At 56.5% G+C, this 22322-nt stretch carries 18 protein-coding genes; 8 read left to right on the top strand and 10 right to left on the bottom strand.

Annotation, left to right across the window (positions count from 1 at the left end; translation table 11 throughout):
- Nucleotides 1–34 precede the first annotated feature (34 nt).
- Both AAC637_RS01905 and AAC637_RS01900 read left to right on the top strand, forming a co-directional pair.
- Nucleotides 35–1222: an efflux RND transporter periplasmic adaptor subunit gene (locus tag AAC637_RS01905; protein ID WP_340302079.1), complete on the top strand. Its 1188-nt coding sequence runs from the start codon at nt 35–37 to the stop codon at nt 1220–1222.
- Nucleotides 1219–4914 (top strand): efflux RND transporter permease subunit, encoded by a 3696-nt coding sequence (locus AAC637_RS01900; protein WP_340302078.1) that lies wholly within the window; start codon nt 1219–1221, stop codon nt 4912–4914. The genes AAC637_RS01905 and AAC637_RS01900 overlap by 4 nt, the downstream gene beginning before the upstream one ends.
- Before the next feature lie 15 nt (nt 4915–4929).
- On the opposite strand, the gene AAC637_RS01895 is transcribed toward AAC637_RS01900, so the two are convergent.
- Complete coding sequence (locus tag AAC637_RS01895; protein ID WP_340303121.1) at nt 4930–6705, bottom strand: ABCB family ABC transporter ATP-binding protein/permease; 1776 nt, start codon at nt 6703–6705, stop codon at nt 4930–4932.
- Between the two features lie 157 nt (nt 6706–6862).
- The gene (locus tag AAC637_RS01890) at nt 6863–8236 is read right to left on the bottom strand and encodes a LysM peptidoglycan-binding domain-containing protein (RefSeq protein ID WP_340302077.1); all 1374 of its coding nucleotides are present in this window, start codon (nt 8234–8236) and stop codon (nt 6863–6865) included.
- 209 nt (nt 8237–8445) lie between these two features.
- On the opposite strand from AAC637_RS01890, the gene AAC637_RS01885 reads away from it, so the two are divergent.
- On the top strand, nt 8446–9000 hold the full coding sequence (locus AAC637_RS01885; RefSeq protein ID WP_340302076.1) for an LOG family protein: 555 nt from the start codon (nt 8446–8448) through the stop codon (nt 8998–9000).
- On the opposite strand, the gene rarD is transcribed toward AAC637_RS01885, so the two are convergent.
- The 6 genes from rarD to AAC637_RS01855 all read right to left on the bottom strand — a co-directional run bounded on the left by rarD (nt 8985) and on the right by AAC637_RS01855 (nt 15868).
- Entirely contained in the window at nt 8985–9857 is an 873-nt protein-coding gene (rarD, locus tag AAC637_RS01880; RefSeq protein ID WP_340302075.1) for an EamA family transporter RarD, read from the bottom strand. The genes AAC637_RS01885 and rarD overlap by 16 nt on opposite strands.
- A 169-nt stretch (nt 9858–10026) precedes the next feature.
- Complete coding sequence (locus tag AAC637_RS01875; RefSeq protein WP_340302074.1) at nt 10027–10629, bottom strand: superoxide dismutase; 603 nt, start codon at nt 10627–10629, stop codon at nt 10027–10029.
- 81 nt (nt 10630–10710) lie between these two features.
- Nucleotides 10711–11268, bottom strand: coding sequence for a sarcosine oxidase subunit gamma (locus AAC637_RS01870; RefSeq protein WP_340302073.1), 558 nt, complete (start codon nt 11266–11268; stop codon nt 10711–10713).
- On the bottom strand, nt 11261–14263 hold the full coding sequence (locus tag AAC637_RS01865; RefSeq protein ID WP_340302072.1) for a sarcosine oxidase subunit alpha family protein: 3003 nt from the start codon (nt 14261–14263) through the stop codon (nt 11261–11263). Before AAC637_RS01865 ends, AAC637_RS01870 begins: the two co-directional genes overlap by 8 nt.
- Nucleotides 14260–14580 (bottom strand): sarcosine oxidase subunit delta, encoded by a 321-nt coding sequence (locus AAC637_RS01860; RefSeq protein WP_317654691.1) that lies wholly within the window; start codon nt 14578–14580, stop codon nt 14260–14262. The genes AAC637_RS01865 and AAC637_RS01860 overlap by 4 nt, the downstream gene beginning before the upstream one ends.
- Nucleotides 14581–14623: 43 nt before the next feature.
- A complete protein-coding gene (locus AAC637_RS01855; RefSeq protein ID WP_340302071.1) occupies nt 14624–15868 on the bottom strand; it encodes a sarcosine oxidase subunit beta family protein in 1245 nt (414 codons plus the stop codon).
- A 241-nt stretch (nt 15869–16109) separates the two neighbouring features.
- Here AAC637_RS01855 and ccmI point away from each other — a divergent pair, with 241 nt between their 5' ends.
- From ccmI to AAC637_RS01840, 3 genes are read left to right on the top strand one after another with little or no spacing between them, the layout of a single operon-like run.
- Nucleotides 16110–17357, top strand: a complete 1248-nt coding sequence (gene ccmI, locus AAC637_RS01850) for a c-type cytochrome biogenesis protein CcmI (protein ID WP_340302070.1) — start codon at nt 16110–16112, stop codon at nt 17355–17357.
- Nucleotides 17354–17845, top strand: coding sequence for a Holliday junction resolvase RuvX (gene ruvX / locus AAC637_RS01845; RefSeq protein ID WP_340260618.1), 492 nt, complete (start codon nt 17354–17356; stop codon nt 17843–17845). The genes ccmI and ruvX overlap by 4 nt, the downstream gene beginning before the upstream one ends.
- A 14-nt stretch (nt 17846–17859) precedes the next feature.
- A complete protein-coding gene (locus tag AAC637_RS01840) occupies nt 17860–18090 on the top strand; it encodes a DUF1289 domain-containing protein (RefSeq protein WP_317654695.1) in 231 nt (76 codons plus the stop codon).
- Here the strand turns inward: AAC637_RS01840 and dusA are convergent.
- Nucleotides 18087–19079: a tRNA dihydrouridine(20/20a) synthase DusA gene (gene dusA, locus AAC637_RS01835; RefSeq protein ID WP_340302069.1), complete on the bottom strand. Its 993-nt coding sequence runs from the start codon at nt 19077–19079 to the stop codon at nt 18087–18089. The two genes, AAC637_RS01840 and dusA, sit on opposite strands and share 4 nt — an antisense overlap.
- A gap of 25 nt (nt 19080–19104) precedes the next feature.
- Nucleotides 19105–19653 (bottom strand): GNAT family N-acetyltransferase, encoded by a 549-nt coding sequence (locus AAC637_RS01830; RefSeq protein ID WP_340302068.1) that lies wholly within the window; start codon nt 19651–19653, stop codon nt 19105–19107.
- 190 nt (nt 19654–19843) lie between these two features.
- Between AAC637_RS01830 and AAC637_RS01825 the strand changes: the two genes are divergently transcribed.
- Together AAC637_RS01825 and AAC637_RS01820 are read left to right on the top strand one after the other, a co-directional pair.
- A complete protein-coding gene (locus tag AAC637_RS01825; RefSeq protein ID WP_340302067.1) occupies nt 19844–21334 on the top strand; it encodes a SulP family inorganic anion transporter in 1491 nt (496 codons plus the stop codon).
- A gap of 12 nt (nt 21335–21346) precedes the next feature.
- Nucleotides 21347–22219 carry a universal stress protein gene (locus AAC637_RS01820; RefSeq protein ID WP_340302066.1) on the top strand — a complete coding sequence of 291 codons (873 nt, stop codon included), beginning with the start codon at nt 21347–21349 and terminating at the stop codon, nt 22217–22219.
- The last annotated feature ends 103 nt before the right edge of the window (nt 22220–22322 follow it).

Raw genomic sequence — 22322 nt, 5'->3', positions numbered from 1 at the left:
AGATCATATATCCGCCCCGAAAAGAGGTTATTTAATGCGCATTTTTCCAGTCATCACGGCCCTTTTGGTCTGCGCGGCGCTTTATGTGCTGATTTTTCAGCGCGATGCCTTGATGGGGCGCGACAGTGAAAGCCCTGCGGCGGCTGAGGCCACGCAAATTGACAGCGGCACATTTGGGGATGCGATGCGCGTGGTGATTTTGCCAAGCCGCGCTGAGATGATTTCCGATGCCATGCGTCTGCGCGGACGATCCGAGGCCGCACGCTTTGTCGAGATTCGCGCTGAAACCTCGGGTCGGATTATTTCAGACCCGATCAAGGCGGGCCAATCCGTGACCGCAGGTGATATTCTGTGCCAAATCGATGAAGGCACCCGCGCTGCAGCGCTAGCCGAGGCTGAGGCCGCGCGCAGCACCGCAGACGCGCAACTTGCAGCCGCGCAAATTGACGCCAATGCCGCAACCCGCCTGAATGAGAGCGGTTTTGCCTCTGAGACACGCGCGGCCAGCGCCTCAGCCAGCCTCAGCAGTGCAGAGGCCGCCTTGCGCTCGGCTGAGGCGGCCATTGATCGCGCCGCGGAAGAATTGGCCCGCGTAGAAATTCGCGCGCCCTTCAACGGGCTGTTGGAAAGCGACACTGCGGAACTGGGCACATTGATGCAGCCGGGCGCATTATGCGCAACGGTGATTGATCTTGATCCAATCAAATTCGTTGGGTTCCTGCCCGAGGCTGAATTGGCGCGCATCAGCATCGGCCAAACGGCAACCACGCGGCTGGTGGATGGGCGTGAGGTAGACGGAATTGTGCGATTTGTTGCGCGTTCCGCTGATCCGCAAACCCGCACCTTCCGCGTTGAGATCGAGGCAGAAAACCCCGATCTCAGCATTGGGGATGGCCAAAGTGCCGATATCGCCATTGCCACCGAAGGGACAGCCGCCCATTTGGTGCCAAGTTCTGCGCTGACTTTGGATGATCAGGGTGATTTGGGGCTGCGTGTTGTGGCCGAAGATAATCTTGTTGCATTTTACCCCGTCACCCTCCTACGCGACACGCCTGATGGGGCCTTAGTCACAGGGCTGCCTGAGCAGGTCGACATTATCATCGTAGGGCAGGAATTTGTCTCAAACGGGGGGCAGGTCGTGCCTGTCTCGATCCATGACATCCCCACAGGCCAAAACGCCACGATTGATGCAGCGCGATCCGCGCTTGGAGGGGCACAATGACCGGGATCATCGATTGGGCAGCCGCCCGTGCGCGGATGGTCGTGGCCTTTATCGTTTTGTCGCTGACGGTTGGTGCGGCCGCCTATGTCGGACTACCCAAAGAGGGTGAACCTGACATTGATATTCCGGGTTTGTTTGTTTCTGTCCCCTTCCCCGGCATTTCCGCAGAGGATAGCGAGCGCCAATTAGTGCGTCCGATGGAGACCGAGTTTCAAGATCTCGATGGATTGAAATCCATCAACTCCACCGCCGCCGAAGGTTATGCGGGGATCTTTATCGAGTTTGAATTTGGATGGGATAAATCCGCAACCATTGCCGATGTGCGCGATGCCATGAACCGCGCCGAGACGCAATTCCCTCAAGGGGCGGAGAACTATTCCATCAATGAAATCAATTTTTCGGAGTTTCCAATCATCATCGTGGCGCTGTCTGGCAACGCGCCCGAGCGCACATTGATCCGCCTTGCGCAGGATTTGCAAACACGGCTTGAGGGGTTGTCGCCCATTTTAGAGGCGGGGATTGCAGGCGCGCGCGATGAGATGTTGGAGGTCTTGATCGACCCGCTCTCGCTAGAGGCTTATAATGTCACGGCGCAGGAATTGATTTCGGCGGTTGTGAACAACAACCAATTGATCGCGGCGGGCGTGGTCGACACCCCAACGGGTGCCTTGTCTGTGCGCATTCCATCCTCGTTTGAAAGTCCGCAGGACGTTTATGATTTGCCCGTCAAGGTAAATGGTGACCGCGTTGTGACCTTAGGGGATTTGGCGCAAATTCGCCTCACCTATGAGGATCGCACGGGCGCTGCGCGCTTTAACGGGAACCCCACGATTGCGCTTCAGGTCGTCAAGCGCCAAGGGTTTAACATTATCGACACCGCCGAATTGGTGCGCCAAGAAGTGGCCGCCTTCGAGGCGGAATGGCCCGAAGAATTGCGTGCCGCTGTTCATATCACCACTTCCTTGGATCAATCCAAAACTGTGGCCTCGATGGTGGCACAGCTTGAAGGGTCGGTTTTGACTGCAATCGCGCTTGTTATGATCGTTGTTCTGGCCACGCTTGGCACAAGATCGGCGCTTCTTGTGGGCTTTGCCATCCCCACCTCATTTTTATTGTGTTTTATCTTTTTGGGCATCATGGGCATTGCGGTTTCAAATATCGTGATGTTCGGCCTGATCTTGGCCGTTGGGATGCTCGTTGATGGCGCGATTGTTGTGGTCGAATATGCCGACAAACGCCTTGCTGAGGGCGCGCGCCCTATGCAGGCTTATACAGATGCCGCAAAGCGGATGTTCTGGCCCGTTATATCTTCGACCGCGACCACGCTTTGCGCCTTTCTGCCGATGTTATTCTGGCCTGGGGTTCCGGGTGAATTTATGGGGATGCTCCCCGTCACGTTGATCTTTGTTCTATCCGCCTCTCTGATTGTGGCGTTGGTCTATCTGCCTGTAATGGGGGGCGTTGCCGCCCGTCTGTCGCGCGGCGCGGATCGCTTTGGTGTGCTATTGATGCGCCTTGTGCCAAGTCGCGCCATTCGCATCGGTCTTGCGGTTGTGGTGGGCTTTGCCCTGTTTCAATCCGCTTTGATGGTTATGCGTGGCGGTGGCGCAGGGCCAGACACCCCTGCCCTTCTTGCGATCCTGCCGGGTGTTTTGGTTTTTTCGGTTACAGGTTTGGCCATGTCGATTGTCATGGGCACATTGATCCGCCCGCGCGTGGTGGAACGGGTTGAGGGCGGATATAAGCGCACAAGATTGGGCCTGCTGATAGAGCGTTTGGTGGGCAACCCGTTTGCCCCCGTTTTGACCATTGCCGCGGTTTTGGGCTTTGTTGTCGTGACCTTCAGCTATTACGGGGCCAACAATAACGGCGTGGATTTCTTCGTGGAAACCGAGCCTGAAAACGCAATTGTCTATGTGCGCGCGCGCGGCAATCTGTCGGTCGAAGAAAAAGACGCTTTGGTCGCACAGGTTGAGGCGCGGGTGCTTGGGTTCGAGGGCGTGCGCGATGTCTTTGCCTTTTCGGGTGATGGCGGATTGAACAATAACACAGGCGGCGCAAGCGCCCCTGAGGATACAATCGGTCAGGTTCAAATCGACCTCGCCCCTTGGGGCACGCGGGCCGATGGCAATATCATCCTTGATGCGATCCAAGCGAAGTTGGACACCATTCCCGGCGTTCATACCGAGATATTCGAGCAGGCCAATGGCCCTGCCAATGGTAAGCCGATTGATCTCGAACTAACAGGCGATGATTGGGTGCAGCTTCAGCAAGCTACGGCAGACGTTCACGCCTATTTCGAGAGCCTCGAGGGACTGACCCTCATCGAAGATACCCTGCCCCTTCCTGGGATTGATTGGCAGATCAATGTCGATGTCGAGGCCGCAGGCCGTTATGGCGCAAATGTGGCCACAGTAGGCGCTATGGTGCAATTGGTCACGCGCGGGATTTTGCTTGATCGGATGCGCGTGCCTTCATCGGATGATGAGATTGAAATTCGCGTGCGTTTTCCAGAAGATGCCCGCGTCCTGTCGACCCTAGACACCTTGCGCGTGCGCACCGCAGATGGATTGGTGCCGCTGTCAAATTTCGTCACATGGGAACCCGTGCGCCGTTTGGCCGAGATCAAACGCCTTGATCAATCGCGCATATTCCAAGTGAAGGCCGATGTTATCTCGGGCCTTATGCTGGTGACGATCGGGGATCGTGACTTGGGATTGCTGCGCAATGCGGCGCCTGAACACGCCAACAGGCCCGCTGAATTCAGCATAGATGGGCGCGACTATGTGCTTCATTCCTTGGCCGAAGGCGTGAGCCGCGCCGAGTTTGACGATGCATTGAACGGCGATATTACCCTGACGGCTATCACGGCCAATGAACGGATTGCCCATATTACCGCCGTATTAGAAACAGGCACGATTTTGCCCGATGGCGTGAATTGGCAATGGGGCGGCGACCAAGCCGAGCAAGCCGAAAGTCAGGCCTTCTTATCTCAGGCCTTTGCTGCCTCATTGGGCTTGATGTTCATCATCCTGCTGGCGCAGTTCAATTCGTTTTACAATTCGGTGCTGGTGCTTCTGGCGGTTGTCTTGTCGACCGCAGGAGTGTTGATCGGGCTTTTGACCATGGGGCAAAGCTTTTCGATCATCATGACGGGCACGGGCATTGTCGCCTTGGCGGGGATTGTGGTGAACAATAACATTGTTCTGATTGACACCTATCAAGAATATAGCCGCTATCTGGCCCCGATTGAGGCGATCATCCGCACAGTCGAGGCGCGCATTCGCCCTGTTCTTTTGACCACTATCACCACGATGGCGGGGCTTGCGCCGATGATGTTTGGCATCAGCCTTGATTTTGCAAATGGCGGTTACACCATTGATAGCCCGACTGCCCTGTGGTGGAAAAACCTTGCCACGGCAGTGGTCTTTGGATTGGGCATTGCCACAGTTCTGACCTTGGTCTTCACACCATCGCTTTTGGCGGTGCGGGTCTGGTGGAATAAAATTTTAGGCTGGATTGCGCAGGCCTTGGCGCGCATTGGCGCGGCGCGCTTGTCACAGCGCACCCAAGATTACGCTTTGGCGCGCGCGGCATTGGAAACGGCAAACCCCCTCATCTTGTGGGAGGATGACACAGCCGAAGATCAAAAGACAAAACCTGCAGGCCCGACTGTTCACGCCGCACAGTAAAGATAAACGCGCCCCTTATTGGGGCGCGCGTTCCTGCTCACTCATCTGACGCGCCCACATGGCCGCATAACGGCCACCTGCGGCAACCAAATCATCGTGGCGCCCCCGTTCTACAACAACGCCTTTTTCAAGCACCATGATCAAATCCGCATCCACCACAGTCGACAGGCGATGCGCGATCATTATCACGCTGCGCCCTTGACCAAGCGCACGCAATTGGCCCTGAATCTCGCGCTCGGTTTCCGTATCAAGGGCCGATGTCGCCTCATCGAGCAAAAGAATGGGGGGATCTTTCAACAAGGTGCGCGCAATCCCCACCCGCTGCTTTTCACCCCCAGAGAGCTTTAACCCCCGCTCCCCCACGATTGTCTCATAGCCTTCGGGCAGGCTTTCGATGAAATCATGGATTTTCGCGGATTTTGCGGCGGCCTCAACCTCGGCACGGGTGGCATTGGGCCGGCCATAGGCGATGTTGTAGAAAATAGTATCATTGAACAAAACCGTATCCTGCGGCACCACGCCAATGGCGTCATGCAGCGAGCTTTGCGTCACCTTGGCGACATCTTGTCCGTCAATCAAAATCTGGCCCTTTTGGGGATCGTAAAAGCGGAACAATAAACGCCCAATGGTGGATTTTCCCGAACCAGACGGCCCAACTAGTGCCACGCTTTGACCCGCCTCTAAGGTGAAATCCACCCCGTGCAAAATCGCGCGCGTGCTTTCATATGAAAAACCAATGGCGCGGAATTCCACCTTGCCACGGCTGACCTTCAGCACTTGCGCATCAGCGGCGTCATGCACATCGGCGGGCTGCTCAAGCAAAGTGAATAATTCGCCCATATCAACCAAAGCCTGTCGAATTTCGCGATAGACTGTGCCCAAGAAATTCAATGGCATGGTGATTTGAATCATAAACGCGTTGACCATGACGAAATCGCCCACAGTCAAATCGCCCCGCTCAACCCCCAAAGCCGCCATGATCATCACAATCACAAGACCCGTGGTGATGATCAATGATTGGCCGAAGTTTAGAAACCCGAGCGAGTAATTGGTTTTGATCGCCGCCTCTTCATAGCCCGCCATCGCGCGATCATAGCGCTGTGCCTCACGCTCTTCGGCGTTGAAATATTTGACGGTTTCAAAATTCAAAAGACTATCGACCGCCTTTTGATTGGCATCGGTGTCCTGATCATTCATTTGACGGCGAATTTTCACGCGCCATTCTGTTACCTTAAAGGTAAACCAAACATAGAGGGCAATGGTGACAATCAGAACCGCCAAATAGCTGATGTCAAACACCGTGGCGAGGATGATCCCCGTTAGCAGTAATTCAAGGATCAGCGGCCCGATTGAGAACAGCAAAAACCGCAAAAGAAAATCTACGCCCTTGACCCCGCGCTCGATGATGCGGCTTAGGCCCCCTGTGCGCCGCGTGATGTGAAACCGCATCGACAAGGCGTGGATATGGCGGAAGGTTTCAATCGCAATCATGCGCAAGGCGCGCTGCCCAACACGGGCAAAAATCACATCGCGCAATTGTTGAAAGCCAACATTTCCCGCGCGCGCGACCCCATAGGCCACTGTCAGGCCAACCGCCCCAAGGCCAAGAGCCCAAGCAGGGCTTGGGGCATCGCCCCCAAGCGCATCCACGGCTGCCTTATAGGCAAAAGGCCCCGCAACCGCGACCAATTTGGCAACCACCAAGGCGGCAAGGGCAAAGACAACTCGATATTTTACCCATGGCATCTCTTTGGGCCAGAGATAGGGCCCCACCTTGCGCAAGGTGATCATGCTAGAGGCGCGACTTTCAGGATCAATCGCTGGCCCGTTTGTATCTGGTGCTGTCATTATTTGGAGACTCGGATTTGGTCAGGTGACCCGAACGTAAAGAAGCGGGGCGCTGATGACCAGAGCCCCGCTTGAGCGATCCCGCCCCTACCCCCGCGACCTATTGCGTAGGGATGGTGAAGACCTGACCCGGATAAATCAGATCGGGATCCCGAATTTGGTCGCGGTTGGCATTGAAAATCTGCACATAGTCAAAGCCAGACCCTAGCATATTTTCGGCAATTCCCCATAGCGTAAAGCCACGTTCAACTGTCACCACACGAATGGCGTTTTGCGCGCCACCTGCGGCATCCGCAATCTCAGCCGCAGCCTCGCGGATAAAGCGGGTTTCAGACCGCGCGATCACTGTGCCATCCGCGGCCAGTTGATCCACGCGCAGATCATAAGCACCTGCAGCAACATTGGCGACATCGGCGCGCCATGTGCCATCGTCACCGCCTGTCACCTCAGCCACAAGCGCGTTGTTGAGGTAAACCCGCAAAGCAGCGCCGCTATCGGCACGCCCCGCAATTTGAACATCCCCCGCACTCGAATAGCTGACCGTGTCAATGCTGAGGGCCACGCCATCAGTGCTGCCACCTTGAACTAGGGAAACCTCCTGCCCGTCTGATTGCAGAACGATGGGCGCTGTGGTGCTTTGGGTGACTGTTTCCGCCTCGTCTGTAGCCTCTGCAACAGTCACAGGCGCGGCAATCGGCGCAACGACCAAGGTTTGTGCTGCAGCCACCCGCGCACCTGTCTCATCGGTCGCTTCGACCGACAAAAGACGCGGACTGTCCGAAGGGGCAAGTTTGGACAAAAGCACGAAATTGCCCGCACGGTCCGCAGTGGCATCTGCGTTATCGACCCCATCGAGCAAGAGATAAATCTCGGCATTTGGCATCGCGCTGCCGGCGATCACCGTCATGCCATCGGGCGAGACACGGATGACATCCAAAACAGGCGTGGTCGTCACCACGGCCTCAGCGACATCTGCCGCCTCCTGATCAGCCGAAGATGTTTCGGGCGCAGCGGTTTCTTCGCTTGCAGTTTCCTCAGTCCCGGCGGTTTCCTCAGGGGCCTCTGAACTGGCCTCTTCCGCAGCCACTTCTTCTGCGGGCCTTGGCGCTTCTGTGCTGCTTGTGGCGTTATCTGACGCGGCGGGCGCCTCTGCTACGGCCTCTTCCGCAGCCGCTTCTTCTGCGGGCCTTGGCGCTTCTGTGCTGCTTGTGGCGTTATCTGACACGGCGGGCGCCTCTGCTACGGCCTCTTCCGCAGCCGCTTCTTCTGCGGGCCCTGGCGCTTCTGTGCTGCTTGTGGCGTTATCTGACGCGGCGGGCGCCTCTGCTACGGCCTCTTCACCAGCGCGGTCTTCGTTCACTACTTGCCAGCCCAAAAAAACCAAAGCTGCGATGGCAAGGGCAATAATGCCCATCCCAACCCCCGACAAGCCGCCCGCCATTTTTGACCCGTTTGTCATATTTTCTACCTTCATGATCGCACCGCATTGCGGGCGTATAGATTTATCCCCAAACCAAGGGCTTGCGCAGATATTGCACCACCCTTAGCACCGTCCGCAAGATGTTGCGAAACCTATCTGACACAAAACTGTGTCACACTGATAGCGCCGCAACAGTTGAGCCCTTTGCCGAAGGCGGCTATCACAGAACCAACCCAATATGCAAAAACCAAAGGATAGGCCCGATGCGCGATTTTTCAGTTTGTGTCTTTTGTGGCGCGCGGGACGGGGCAAATCCCCTTTATGCAAAGGCCGCGCGTGACTTAGGCCTTGCAATTGCAACGGCGGGAATGCGCCTTGTTTACGGGGCGGGTGATGTTGGGCTGATGGGGCATATCGCCCGCACCGCGCAAGAAGCAGGGGGTGACACATTCGGGGTCATCCCAACTCATCTGATGGCGCGTGAGGTCGGCAAACGCGACCTGACGCGTTTTGTGATCACCGAAACCATGCATGAGCGCAAAAAGGTGATGTTCATGAATTGCGATGCGGTCGTGATGATGCCAGGCGGCGCTGGCAGCTTGGACGAGTTTTTTGAAGTGCTGACATGGCGGCAGTTGGGCCTCCATGATAAGCCTATTATCCTCATGAACACCGCGGGCTATTGGGACAGGCTGACCGATCTTTTGCACCATGTGGTCACAGATGGCTTTGCCGATGCTAGCCTGTTGGGCTTTGTGGAAACGGCAGATACGCCTGCCGATATCTTGGCGCGGCTTAACACCTATCGCGCGGCCTGAGGGCGCACGGCCCCCACCGAATAGATCGCAAGCCCTGTCCAAATCAGCGCAAAGGCAATCGCGTGCCACAGGGTGAGAACCTCACCGAAAATGACCACGGCAATGGTGAACTGCAGCGTAGGGTTCAGATATTGCACCAGACCAATCGTTGAGAGGGCCGCACGCTTTGACGCGTAGGAAAACAAAATCAAAGGTGCCGCGGTCAATGGGCCAGACAAGATCAACAGCCCCGATTGGATCAGATCAGCGCCAAAGACGCCCTCAGCCCGCCCCAACCAGACCAGATAGCCAAGCGCGATTGGCATCAGCAAAAACACCTCAGCCGTGACCGATACAACCGGCCCTGCCGCGACATAGCGTTTGATTAGACCGTAAAGGCCGAATGTGAGGGACAAGATCAACGAAATCCACGGCGCCACCCCAAGACCGAGGGTCAATTGCACAACCGCAATGGCCGCCAAAAGAACGGCGATTTTCTTTGCGGTTGAAAGGGGTTCTTTCAACACAAGCGCACCAAGCGCCACGGCCACCAAGGGAAAGATGTAATAGCCAAGCGAGCTTTGCATCAAATGGCCCGTTTGGATGGAGAAAATGAAGAAAAACCAATTTGTTGAAATCATCAAGGCCGCAGCCCCGATCAATAAAAACGACCGCCCGCCCGACAACGCGCGACGCAACTCACCCAGTCGCGATTGCAGCGCAAGCACGCCAATAAAGACAAAGACCGACCACAGCGTGCGATGCGCCAAAACCTCCAACGGGGGGATATCGGCCAATAATTTATAGTAAAGCGCGGAGAAGCCCCAAATCACACAGGCCCCCACCATCGCCAAAACGCCTTTGGTGGCCTCTGTCATGAAGCATCGCCTTCGGTACTGTGGATACGTCCGTATGTGAGGGGGGATTACGGGGGAGGTCAAGGGGGGCACTTGCGATAGATTTCCCCCTTCGCTTTAAATCCTAAAGGAAAAGAAAAACCCCCCGCTTTCGCGAGGGGTTCTGTTTCATCCTAGGCTGTGAACCGCCTCACTTCATCCGCGCGGCCACGTTTTCCCAATTCACTAGGTTGTTCAGGAAATTATCCAAATAGGCAGGGCGCTTGTTGCGGTAGTCGATGTAATAAGAATGTTCCCACACATCGCAGCCCAACAGGGCCGTTTGACCAAAGCAGAGCGGGTTCACGCCGTTTTCGGTCTTGGTAACCTTAAGGCCGCCATCTTTGTCCTGAACCAACCAGCACCAGCCCGCGCCAAACTGACCCGCGCCTGCGGCAGCGAAATCAGCCTTGAACTGATCAACCGAGCCAAAGCTGTCAACCAGTGCCTTTGCCAATTCCGATGGCATGGCCGATGACCCTGGCCCCATCATTTCCCAGAACTGCACATGGTTCCAATGCTGGCTTGCATTGTTGAAGATGCCGTTTTGGGCCACAGCGCCTGCCTGATAGGTGCCTGTGATGATTTCTTCAACAGATTTGCCTTCCCATTCGGTGCCTGCAATCAGCTTATTGCCATTATCGACATAGGCCTTGTGGTGCAGGTCGTGGTGGAATTCCAATGTCTCGGCCGACATCCCCTTTGCGGCAAGCGCATCATGGGCATAGGGCAGGTCAGGAAGTGTAAAAGCCATGGGTTTATCCCCTCGTCTCGCGGTTTCAATTTCTAGACCACAGATGGAGGGCATCGCCCCCAAAGGTCAAGGGGGGGCAGATCAGAAATACCCCACCTCGCCGCCTTTTGCGCCAGAGACGCGCAGCAGGTCATGGACATATTGTTTGACCGAACGAAACGCAAAAAGCCGCGCTGTTTTTGGATCGGTCAGCCAAACTGCGGCAGCGGCCTGTGCCACGCGACTGCGGCGCAATTCACCGACCCCAAAACTGTCGGGATGAAAATCCGCGGGCATCAGTTTGGCCAAACAATCGCGCAATGCGCCCGCTGTGGGTGCGGTTATCTCAAACACCGCGCGCGCATCGGACATATCGAGCGCCAAATGATGCAGCTTGGCCAATTTATTGTCCAAACTGGCGACATGGGCAGCGCATTCCGCATAGGGGCAGAGGATCATCACCTCGTCATGGGACATCCATGCGACCCCATAGGCGCCCTTCTCAAGGATTGCGCGCGGGGCAGGCATGGCTAGGCCCGTGATGGCCTTGACCGCTGTCGCCACAGTTTTCTGGGACAGATCTGCGCGCAAGGTGATCATCCCTTGCAGTGGCAGTTCGCTGACGCTGACATATGGTGTTAGGGTGCTGAGATCAGACATTTTGCTTCTCCCCCTCGGGATCAAAGAAGATGGTCGAACAAATCCGTGCCTTGATCTGACCACCCTTACCATCGGTGAGATTCACCACCTCGCCCATGCGATCAGGGCCATTATGGATCAGCGCCATCGCGATCCCGCGTTTCAGGGTTGGTGAATAATAGGTCGATGTCACCCGCCCTTGGACATTGTTCTGGCCGTTGGCGTTTTTGCCTGCGCGGATCACATAGGCACCATCTGGCAGAACCCCACCATCCAGCGTCTCAAGACCGACCAATTTCCACCGATCAGGATTATCCATGAAACTCCGCGCCTGTGCGCGTTTGCCCAAATAATCCTCTTTCTTTTTGGAAATCGCCCAATCGAGGCCCAAATCCTGTGGGATTACCGTGCCATCGGTTTCATCTCCGATCATGATGAAGCCCTTTTCCGCCCGCATGACGTGCAGCCCTTCGGTGCCATAGGGGGTGATGTTCCATTCTGCGCCCGCCTCAATTAGGCTTTTCCAGAAATCCAATCCCTGACTTGCAGGAACAGCGATTTCAAAGGACAGCTCACCCGAGAAAGAAATGCGGAACACCCGCGCCTCAAACCCGCCGATTTTCGCATCTGTCCACGCCATAAAAGGCAAGGCTTCTGCCGACAAATCCGTATCAGAGCCGAGCTTTTCCAACAGCTTGCGCGCATTTGGGCCAACCACGGCCACCTGTGCCCATCTTTCGGTCACATTGGCCGTGTATACCTTAAAGTCCCACCATTCGCATTGCAGCCAATCTTCCATATGCGCGTGGATGTGATCAGCCCCGCCTGTGGTGGTATGCACGAGGAACGTCTCTTCATCGAGACGCGCCACAACGCCGTCATCCATCAAAAAGCCGTTCTCATTGCACATAAGACCATAACGGCAGCGGCCTGGTTTCAGGGTGCTCATCATATTGGTGTAGAGCATATCCATGAACCGCCCCGCATCAGGCCCTTTGACGATGATCTTGCCCAAGGTCGATGCATCAAGCAGACCAAGCGAGCCGCGGGTGGCATTGATCTCGCGGGTCACGGCTGCGCGGCGATCTTCGCCCGCCCGTGGATAGCAATAGGGGCGCCGCCACTGACCCACTGGCTCAAAATCGGCGCCATGTTCAACGTGCCAGTCAAAGATCGGGGTGCGGCGCAGCGGTTGGAACACCGCACCACGCGCCTCGCCTGCGATGGCCCCCATGGAAATGGGCGTATAGGGTGGGCGGAAGGTGGTGGTTCCCACAGCAGAGATTTGCGCCTGAAGTGCATCAGCAAGCACCGCAAGGCCATTGATATTGCTGAGCTTTCCTTGATCGGTTGCCATGCCCAATGTGGTATAGCGTTTGGTATGCTCAACGCTTTCATAGCCCTCACGCGCGGCCAACTGAACGTCAGACACTTTCACATCGTTTTGGAAATCCAACCACATTTTTGCGCGTTTCTTAATGGGCGCGCGGGCGGGCATGATCCAAATCGGGGCCAAAGCCCCCAATTCAGGCTCTACCACTTTGGGCAGGCGCGATTTCACCGCTTGGCCCGTGGCGGCCGCAACAGCCGCCTGCGCGGATTTCAAAGACCCAGCTGCGGTGGAATGCCCGTCTGCCGCCCCCGCAACGAAAACAAACCCTTCGCCATCATGGCTGAGCGGCGGGCGTGTAAGATCGGGGCGGAAACAGGCCTGTGCCTCATCCCAAATCAGCTTGCCACCGCAATGTGACCACAGATGCACCACAGGCGACCATCCGCCCGACATGCCGACCGCATCACAGGCGATGACCTCGCCCGTGCTGCCATCGCTGTCTTGCGCGCAGATTTTCACGCCCGTGACACGCTTGCCCCCTTGCGCCTCTGCAATGGCCATCCCCTGCTTGATCGCAATCCCCGCAGAACGGGCGGCTTCAATCAAATCGCCTGTCGCATCGGGGCGAGGGTCGATAACGGCTGCAACCTCAAGACCCGCCTCTTTGGCGACCAAAGCACTGCGATAGCCATCATCATTATTGGTGGCAATCACGATACGCTTGCCCGCAGCCACGCCAAAATTGACGATGTAATCGCGCAGGGCGCTGGCCAACATCACGCCCGGAATATCATTGCCTGCAAAAGACAGCGGGCGTTCGATTGCACCTGTCGCGGTGATAATGCGTGCGGCGCGAATACGCCACAACCGATGACGGGGGGCATCAACGCTCGGCGCGTGATCCGTCACGCGCTCATAGGCCAAGGCATAGCCGTGATCATAGACCCCTGCCCCCATTGTGCGGCTGCGCAAGGTGACATTCTTCATCTTACCAAGAGCGGCCAATGTTGCGGTGATCCATTCATCCGCAGATTTACCGCCCAATTCGATCCCATCGACAGGCGCGCGGCCACCCCAATGGGCGGTTTGCTCAACCAAAAGCACCCGCTTGCCTTGCTTGCCAGCGTCCAACGCGGCCTGAAGCCCTGCAATACCGCCGCCGATAATTAGCAGATCAACATGGGCGTAGAAATGCTCGTAACGATCTGCATCGCGATCTTTGGGGGCTTTGCCCAAACCCGCGGATTGACGGATAATGGGTTCAAACACATGCTTCCAAAACGGGCGCGGGTGGATGAATGTCTTGTAATAAAAGCCCGCAGGTAAAAACCGCGCGAGGTAATTATTCACCACGCCAATATCGTTCTCAAGGCTCGGCCAGTGGTTTTGGCTTTGCGCCTCAAGTCCTTCGAACAATTCGGTGGTGGTCACGCGTTGGTTCGGCTCAAACCGCGCATCACGGCTCAAACCGACAAGCGCGTTTGGTTCTTCCGCGCCCGAGGCCACAATACCGCGCGGGCGGTGATATTTGAACGAGCGACCCACCAACATCTGGTCTTCCGCCAAAAGGGCAGAGGCCAGCGTATCGCCCGCAAGCCCGCGCATTTTCTGGCCGTTAAATTCAAAAGAAACCGTGCGGGCCTTGTCGATCAGACGGCCGCCTTGAGGCAAACGATGGCTCATGTCAGGCTCCAATCAGGGCGTTTTGCCTGTATCTTTGCAATAATCTCTTTGGGGGGTTCGGGCGTTTGTGCGCTATAGGTTCCAAACACCTCTAGGGTCGCGGTGCAGCGCGCCGCCAAGAACCATTTGCCACAGCCATATGTGTGCCGCCAGCGTTCAAAATGCACGCCCTTTTGGTTGTGCCGCATGAACAAATAACCTTCAAAATCCTCATCCGAAGATCCTGGGCCAAAGCGTTTGAGATGCGCCTCGCCGCCTGGGGAAAGTTCAGTCTCATCGGCGGAGACACCGCAATAAGGGCAGGTCAAAAGCAGCATAGCTGAACCTCGCTTTGGTAAATCTTAAACATCAAGGCAGGCATCAATGCGCCACCCCTGCGGCCACGCTTTCATCAATGAAGCGGCCCTCGCGGAAGCGGTTTAGGCCAAACTCATCGGCCAAGGGTGAGTGCCCTTTGGCCATAAGTTCCGCCATCGCCCAACCTGATCCGGGGATAGCCTTGAACCCGCCTGTGCCCCAACCGCAGTTGATAAAGCAATTCTCGACAGGGGTTTTCGAGATAATCGGGGAACGGTCCCCCGTCATATCAACAATCCCCCCCCATTGGCGCAGCATCTTAAGGCGCGAAATCATCGGGAATGTCTCGACCAAGGCGCGCACTGTTTCCTCGATATGCTGGAAAGAGCCGCGTTGTGTGTAGTTGTTATAGCCATCTGCGCCGCCGCCAATGACCATTTCACCCTTGTCGGATTGGCTCATATAGCCATGCACCGTATTGGCCATAACCACCACATCCATGCAGGGCTTAATGGGTTCAGACACCAGCGCCTGCAGCGCAACCGATTCAATGGGCAGGCGGAAGCCTGCCATATCGGCCACATGGCTGGAATGACCCGCCACCACGATGCCCAATTTGTTGCACCCAATGCGGCCCTTGGTGGTTTCAATCGCGCTGACTGCGCCATTTTCGCGGTGGATGGCTGTGACCTCGCATTGTTGGATGATGTCCATCCCCATCGCGGAACAGGCCCGCGCATAGCCCCATGCCACCGCATCATGGCGCGCCGTGCCGCCGCGCGCCTGCCACAGACCGCCCAAAACAGGATAACGCGGCCCCTCAAGATGGATGATCGGGCAAAGTTCTTTGACCTCGCGCGGGGTGATGAAGCGTGTCTCAACGCCCTGCAGCGAATTTGCATGTGCTGTGCGCAAATAGCCACGCTTTTCATGCTCGGTCTGCGCCAACATGATCACGCCGCGCGGGCTGAACATGATGTTATAATTCAAATCTTGGCTCAGGGTTTCATACAGACTGCGCGATTTCTCATAGATCGCGGCAGATGGGTCTTGGAGATAGTTCGAGCGAATGATCGTGGTGTTGCGCCCCGTGTTCCCGCCGCCAAGCCAGCCCTTTTCAATCACCGCCACATTGGTGATGCCAAAATTCTTACCCAAATAGTAGGCCGTGGCCAAACCATGGCCACCTGCGCCGATGATGATCACGTCATACTGGGCCTTTGGTGTTGGGTTGCGCCACGCGCGTTCCCAACCTTGGTGATATCCCAATGCCTCTTTGACGATGGCAAAGACAGAATAGTGGCGCATGGCGAAAGACACTCCTGAAAACTTGCCCCTGTTTGGCCCTGTTCGGGACGCAAAAGGATACTGCGGGCGGCATATTTGCGCGCAAAAACGACCAGATGCAAAACGCAATTCTTGCATTTCTTGCCCCGCTTTGCGGGCCTGCGCAAGATGGTCGCGGCTTTGTGTCACGATTATCCTTTTGATCTGCGGGCCAAGAGCTTACATCTGGGCCAAGACGACATTTCGCGGGAGAATAGGCTTGATGGTTTTCTGGATCGCAACTGCTGCAATTTCTGTGGCAGCTATCTTGATTTTGCTGCGTGCCTTTCTGCGCGGCGTATCCGCGACAACCCCAACCGAAGCCTATGATGTGCAGGTCTATCGCGACCAATTGCAGGAACTTGAGCGCGATGAAGCGCGTGGCGTGCTATCGCCGCAAGATGCAGAACGCGCCCGCGCCGAAGTTTCACGCCGCCTGATTGAGGCAGATCGCGCCCTGCAAGCGGCCCAAGAGGCGGGAACGGGCCTTACCCATGGCAAGGTTTTGATCCCTGTGGGTTTGGTTGCGACATTGGCCCTTGCGGTCTTGGTCTATGCGCAATTGGGGGTGCCCAATTATCCAGATATGCCGATTGCAAACCGCATTGAGCGCATCGAAGAAAATCGCGCCACCCGCCCCTCACAGGCCGAGGCGGTGGCCGAGGCTTCGGTGTCGGCCCGCCCCACAATCCCTGAAAACCCAGAACTTGAGGCCTTGGTTGAACGTTTGCGCGCGATAATGGCCGAGCGGCGCGATGACCCAACAGGATGGCGCCTCTTGGCGGAAAACGAGTTGCGCCTTGGCAATTTCGAGGCCGCCGTTGCCGCGCAAGAACAGCTTGTCGGCCTGCTTGCCCCAGAAAGCCCCGAGGGTGTGGCCGCAAGGGCCAATCTGGCGGAAATGATGATTTTGGCGGCGGGTGGGTATGTTTCGCCCGAGGCCGAGGCCGTGTTGACCGACACCATCGCGCAAGAGCCGCGCAATGGAACCGCGCGCTATTACATGGGCCTCATGTATGCCCAAGGGGGCCGCCCTGATCTGGCTTATACAATCTGGCGCACTCTTTTGGCCGAAAGCACGCCTGATGCGCCATGGCTTGAACCCATCCGTTTGCAGATTGAGGAAGTGGCCTTTCTTGCGGGTGATCCCATCAATGTGGATGACCTGCCTCAACCCCGCCGTGAAGACGCCCCTCTTCGCGGCCCCGATGCCGCGCAAATGGAAGCCGCAGGTCAAATGAGCGCCGAAGATCGCGCTGCAATGATTGAAGGCATGGTTGGCAATTTATCGGCCCGTTTGGCCAATGAGGGTGGCACTGTTGAAGAATATGCACAGCTGATTACGGCCTTGGGGGTTTTGGGCCGCGTTGATGAGGCGCGCACAATTCTGGCTGAGGCGCGCGCAAATTTTGCGGGCCAAGACAGCGCTGCGGCAGTGCTCGACAATGCTGAGGCAGGCCTGCCCCAATGACCGAGGGTTTTGTCGACCTTCACGACTTTGCAGCGGCCACCGCGCCGCCTGCCGCGATTTTGGGTTTGGATTTTGGCACCAAAACCATTGGCATTGCCATCAGCGATTTATTCCAAAGCGTTGCAACCCCGTTGGTCACAATCAAGCGCGAGAAATTCACCCAAGACGCCGCAGAATTGGCAAAACTGGTGGCGGCACGGGATATTCGCGGCCTCATCCTTGGCCTGCCCCGCAATATGGATGGCAGCGAAGGCCCCCGCGCCCAATCGACCCGCGCTTTTTTGCGCAATATTGGCCGATTTGAGGGGCTGTCGCATTTGCCCGCCGCGTTTTGGGATGAAAGATTATCCACTGTGGCCGCCGAAAGGGCGCTTTTAGAGGCGGATACGTCCCGAAAACGTCGCGCCGAGGTGATTGATGCGGTCGCCGCAAGCTATATATTGCAAGGATCACTGGATCGCATGCGGGTGATCCGCAGCGCAGAATAGAGGCAGGGCAGGCAATGGTGGACGAGGTTTGGTCGCGCGAAGAAATCGCTTCGCCTTGCATAAAAATCTGCCTTGTTCATCCGACCGAACGGATTTGCACAGGATGCTATCGTACGATTGATGAAATCAGCACATGGGGCCGCAAGTCACCCGAAGAACGCGCTGACATCATGAAGGCCCTGCCAAGCCGTGCAAACCTTTTGAGCAAGCGCCGTGGCGGGCGCGCGGCACGGGTGCAGAGCTAGGCAGGCTCACGCATCATCTGCATCGCGCGCGCAATCACCTTGGGGCTTGCATCGACTGTTTGTGCCTCGGTCGACAAAATACGCCGCCATGCGCGCGCGCCAGGCTGCCCCGCAAATAGCCCCAAGATATGACGCGTCACATGATGCAACCGCCCGCCTTGGGTGATATGGCGCTCGGCATAGGGGATCATCGCCTCGGCCACCTCATGCGCCGACAGCACTGTGCGCGGGTCATCAAAAATCACTGCATCCGCGTGGCCCAAGATCACATAGGGGCTATGATAGGCCGCGCGCCCAACCATCACCCCATCAAGACCATCCCTAAAGTGGGATGCGACCGCGTCTAGATCCTCAACACCGCCATTGATTGATAAATGCAGGTTCGGAAATTCTTCCTTCATGCGCCGCACCAAGGCGTAATCAAGCGGCGGGATGGTGCGGTTTTCCTTGGGGCTTAGCCCCTCAAGCCACGCTTTGCGTGCGTGAATTGTCAGACGCCTGACCCCTGCCTCTGCCATCTGTTTCAAAAAGGCGGGCAAAATCTCGGTGGGGTTTTGATCATCCACCCCGATGCGGCATTTCACAGTCACCTCGACAGTCGCAGCATCCTGCATGGCCCGCACGCAATCAGCAACAAGCTGTGGGGTCTTCATCAAAACCGCCCCAAAACAGCCCGATTGCACCCGATCAGACGGGCACCCCACGTTGAGATTGATCTCATCATACCCATAGGGCGCAGCAATTTTCACCGCCTGCGCCAATTCAAAAGGATCAGAGCCCCCCAATTGCAGCGCAACGGGATGCTCGGCCGCATCATAGGTCAAATGCCGTGAAGCCTCCCCATTCACCAAAGCGGCGGAGGTCACCATTTCGGTATAAAGCAAAGCGTGACGCGACATCAGACGATGGAAATAACGACAATGCCGATCCGTCCAATCCATCATGGGCGCCACGCTGAGGCGGGCATTGTGGGTGAGGGTCTGGGTCACATCATTACCGCGTTGGTGGTGGGGCCTACCAATATGCGGGGTTTCGCAAGGCAGGCGCGCAGGTTGCGGGGCCTTCTAGCGGTAAAATTGGGGCCTTTGTCAAGGATTGTGCAATCCACCCTTGCGGTTGGCTTAACGGGTAAGGTGCGGGCAAAACCACAGGGTCAATGGCCGCAAACCCAGTTTTTCCGTAAAACGCAGGGTCACCATATGTCACCACGATATCGCCCACCAACTGTGACAGGGCGCAGGCAATCAACCCCTGCCCCACGCCCTGCCCCTGATGGTTTGGCAATACCGCCATTGGCGAGAGTAAGAACACAATCGCACTTGTCTGCGGAAAATAGAGCCGCGTGAAAATCACCGCGCCCACGCACAGATTGCCCTCATGGGCGGTAAAGGCGGCAATGTCATTTTCTGGGGTAGTTTTGATCAAGTCAGCGGCGAGTGCTGATACAAATCCCCCCTCCTCCACCCCTTCAGAGGCGGTGAAGCTTTTTAAAAACACATCCGCAAAGGTGGCGGGATCAGGATTCATGGCACGGCGATACTGCATGTCTGGCAGAGTTAGCATCGGCCATCACGAACTCAAGCCAAAATGCGACTTTGCCCTCTGGGCTTGGCAAGTTCGGCTTTTGCCCCTAAAACCCGCCCGAACAGCATAGGGGGAGCACTGGCCCCTCGCGGCCAAAATCAACGCTTGATCACGCTGATCGGACATGATCCCGCCTTGGCATTCCAAGGCCGGCAAGGGACTAGATTTGATGATATCTCTCGCGCAGTACCGCCATGAATGGACGCATAATATCCGTGGCGATCTTTTGTCAGGATTGGTTGTGGCCTTGGCCCTGATCCCTGAGGCAATCGCCTTTTCCATCATTGCGGGTGTTGACCCCAAAGTAGGTCTTTACGCCAGTTTCTCCATCGCTGTGATTTGCGCAATCACAGGCGGGCGACCTGGCATGATTTCGGCGGCCACCGCGGCCACCGCCGTTTTGATGGTGACCTTGGTGCGCGATCACGGGCTGCAATATCTCTTGGCGGCCACTGTTTTGGCGGGCCTTTTGCAAATCATGGCGGGTCTTTTACGGCTTGGCTATGTGATGCGCTTTGTTTCAAAATCCGTCATGACGGGCTTTGTGAACGCCTTGGCCATTTTGATCTTCATGGCGCAATTGCCCGAACTTGACCCGCGCAATGTGCCGATTTTGACCTATCCCTTGGTCGCGGCGGGGCTTGCGATCATCTATCTATTTCCGCGCCTGACGCGGACTGTTCCATCGCCCCTTGTCACGATCATCGTGTTGACGGCGCTATGTGTCTTCATGGGGTGGGATGTGCGCACCGTAGGCGATATGGGGCAATTGCCTGACACGCTGCCCGTATTTTTGATCCCTGATATCCCGCTGACTTTTGAAACATTGCAGATCATTTTCCCGTATTCACTCGCCGTTGCGGTTGTGGGCCTGTTGGAAAGCCTGATGACCCAGCAGATTGTGGATGATCTGACCGACACAGCGTCAGATCGCAATCAAGAATGCATCGGCCAAGGTCTGGCCAATTCTGCCACCGGGTTCATCGGCGGGATGGCGGGCTGCGCCATGATCGGGCAGTCGATTATCAATGTAAAATCAGGCGGGCGCGGACGGCTTTCGACCTTTGTGGCGGGAATTTTCTTGTTGATCCTCTGCGTCTCGCTTGGTGACATCGTGGCGATTATCCCCATGCCCGCCTTGGTCGCGATTATGATCATGGTGTCGATTGGCACATTTTCATGGTCATCCATCACCAATTTGCGCGAGCATCCCAAATCCTCCTCTATCGTGATGTTGGCGACTGTGTTCTTTGTGATTTACACGCACAACCTTGCGATTGGCGTTTTGGTTGGGGTGCTTCTGTCTGGCATTTTCTTTGCCTGGAAAATCTCGCAGCTCTTTCGCGTTACATCGAGCATCACTGCCGATGGACGCCATCGCAACTATCGGATTGAAGGCCAGCTTTTCTTTGCCTCCTCCGAAGATTTTATGAAGGCCTTTGATTTCCGCGAAGCCTTGGATCGTGTCACCATTGATCTGACCCATGCCCATATCTGGGATATTTCATCCGTAGCAGCCTTGGATATGGCGATTTTGAAATTCCGCCGTGAGGGTGCTGAGGTTGAGGTCATCGGCCTAAACGAGGCCTCAGAGACCATCGTTGATAAACTTGCCATTCATGACAAACCTGGCGCTTTGGATGCGCTGACGGGCCATTGAGGGGATTGTGTGATGACCGATAAACCAAACCTGATGGCGCTTGTGGATGCCTCGGCCTATTCCGAAAGCCTGTGCCATTACGCAGCATGGATCGCGGGGCAGAACGCGTGGAAGGTCAAGCTTTATCACATCTTAGGTCGCCGGTCGGGGCATGATCGGGGGGATTATAGCGGCGCAATTCGCCTTGGTGCGCGCAGCCGTCTTTTGGCCGAGCTGTCACAAATGGACGAAGCCCGCGCGAAATTGGCCCAAGAGCAAGGCCGCGCTGTGCTAGAGGATGCCGCCGCCCTTATCAGCGCCGAGGGGGTCGAGGTCGAAACCCGCCTGCGGCAGGGGGATCTTGTCGATACGGTGGCTGACAAAGAACAAGCGGCTGAAATGATCATGATCGGCAAACGTGGCGAGGCTGCAAGCCACGCCATGGCGCATTTGGGGTCAAACCTAGAACGGATTTTGCGCAGCGCGCACCGCCCCGTCTTCATCGCCAATCGCAGCTTTGCCCCTATTTCTGAACTTTTGATCGCATTTGATGGTGGGATCTCTGCCACAAAGGCAGTCGATTATGTCGCCACTTTGCCCGCGTTTTCAAATCGCGCCGTCACTTTGGTTTTTGCGGGAACACCAAGCGCCGAACAGATCACGGCGCTTGAGGCGGCAAAAAATCGTCTAACCGCGGCAGGCATGGGCGCAGACATCCTGATCGAGGCGGGCGAGCCCGAGCACCTGCTTGCGCGGCTCTGTGACAGTGACAGCAGCAGTGGCGCTGCCCATGATCTCTTGGTGATGGGGGCCTATGGCCACAGTCGTGTGCGCCAATTGATGATCGGCTCAACCACCACGCAGATGATCCAATCCTGCAAAGCCCCCGTTTTGGTGATGCGGTAACGCCCCTCTCACATGGGTGTGAGGGAAAGAAATAAGACTAGGCGCGCGCGGGATTCTTCGTCAAAAGCGGTGAAACGCTGACGAATGAGGCTAAGGGGACCAC

It is taken from the genome of Roseobacter sp. HKCCD7870 (assembly GCF_037830315.1).
GTDB lineage: Bacteria > Pseudomonadota > Alphaproteobacteria > Rhodobacterales > Rhodobacteraceae > M30B80.
Note: the sequence above shows the minus strand (reverse complement) of the source record. Positions and strands in the feature narration are given on the sequence as shown.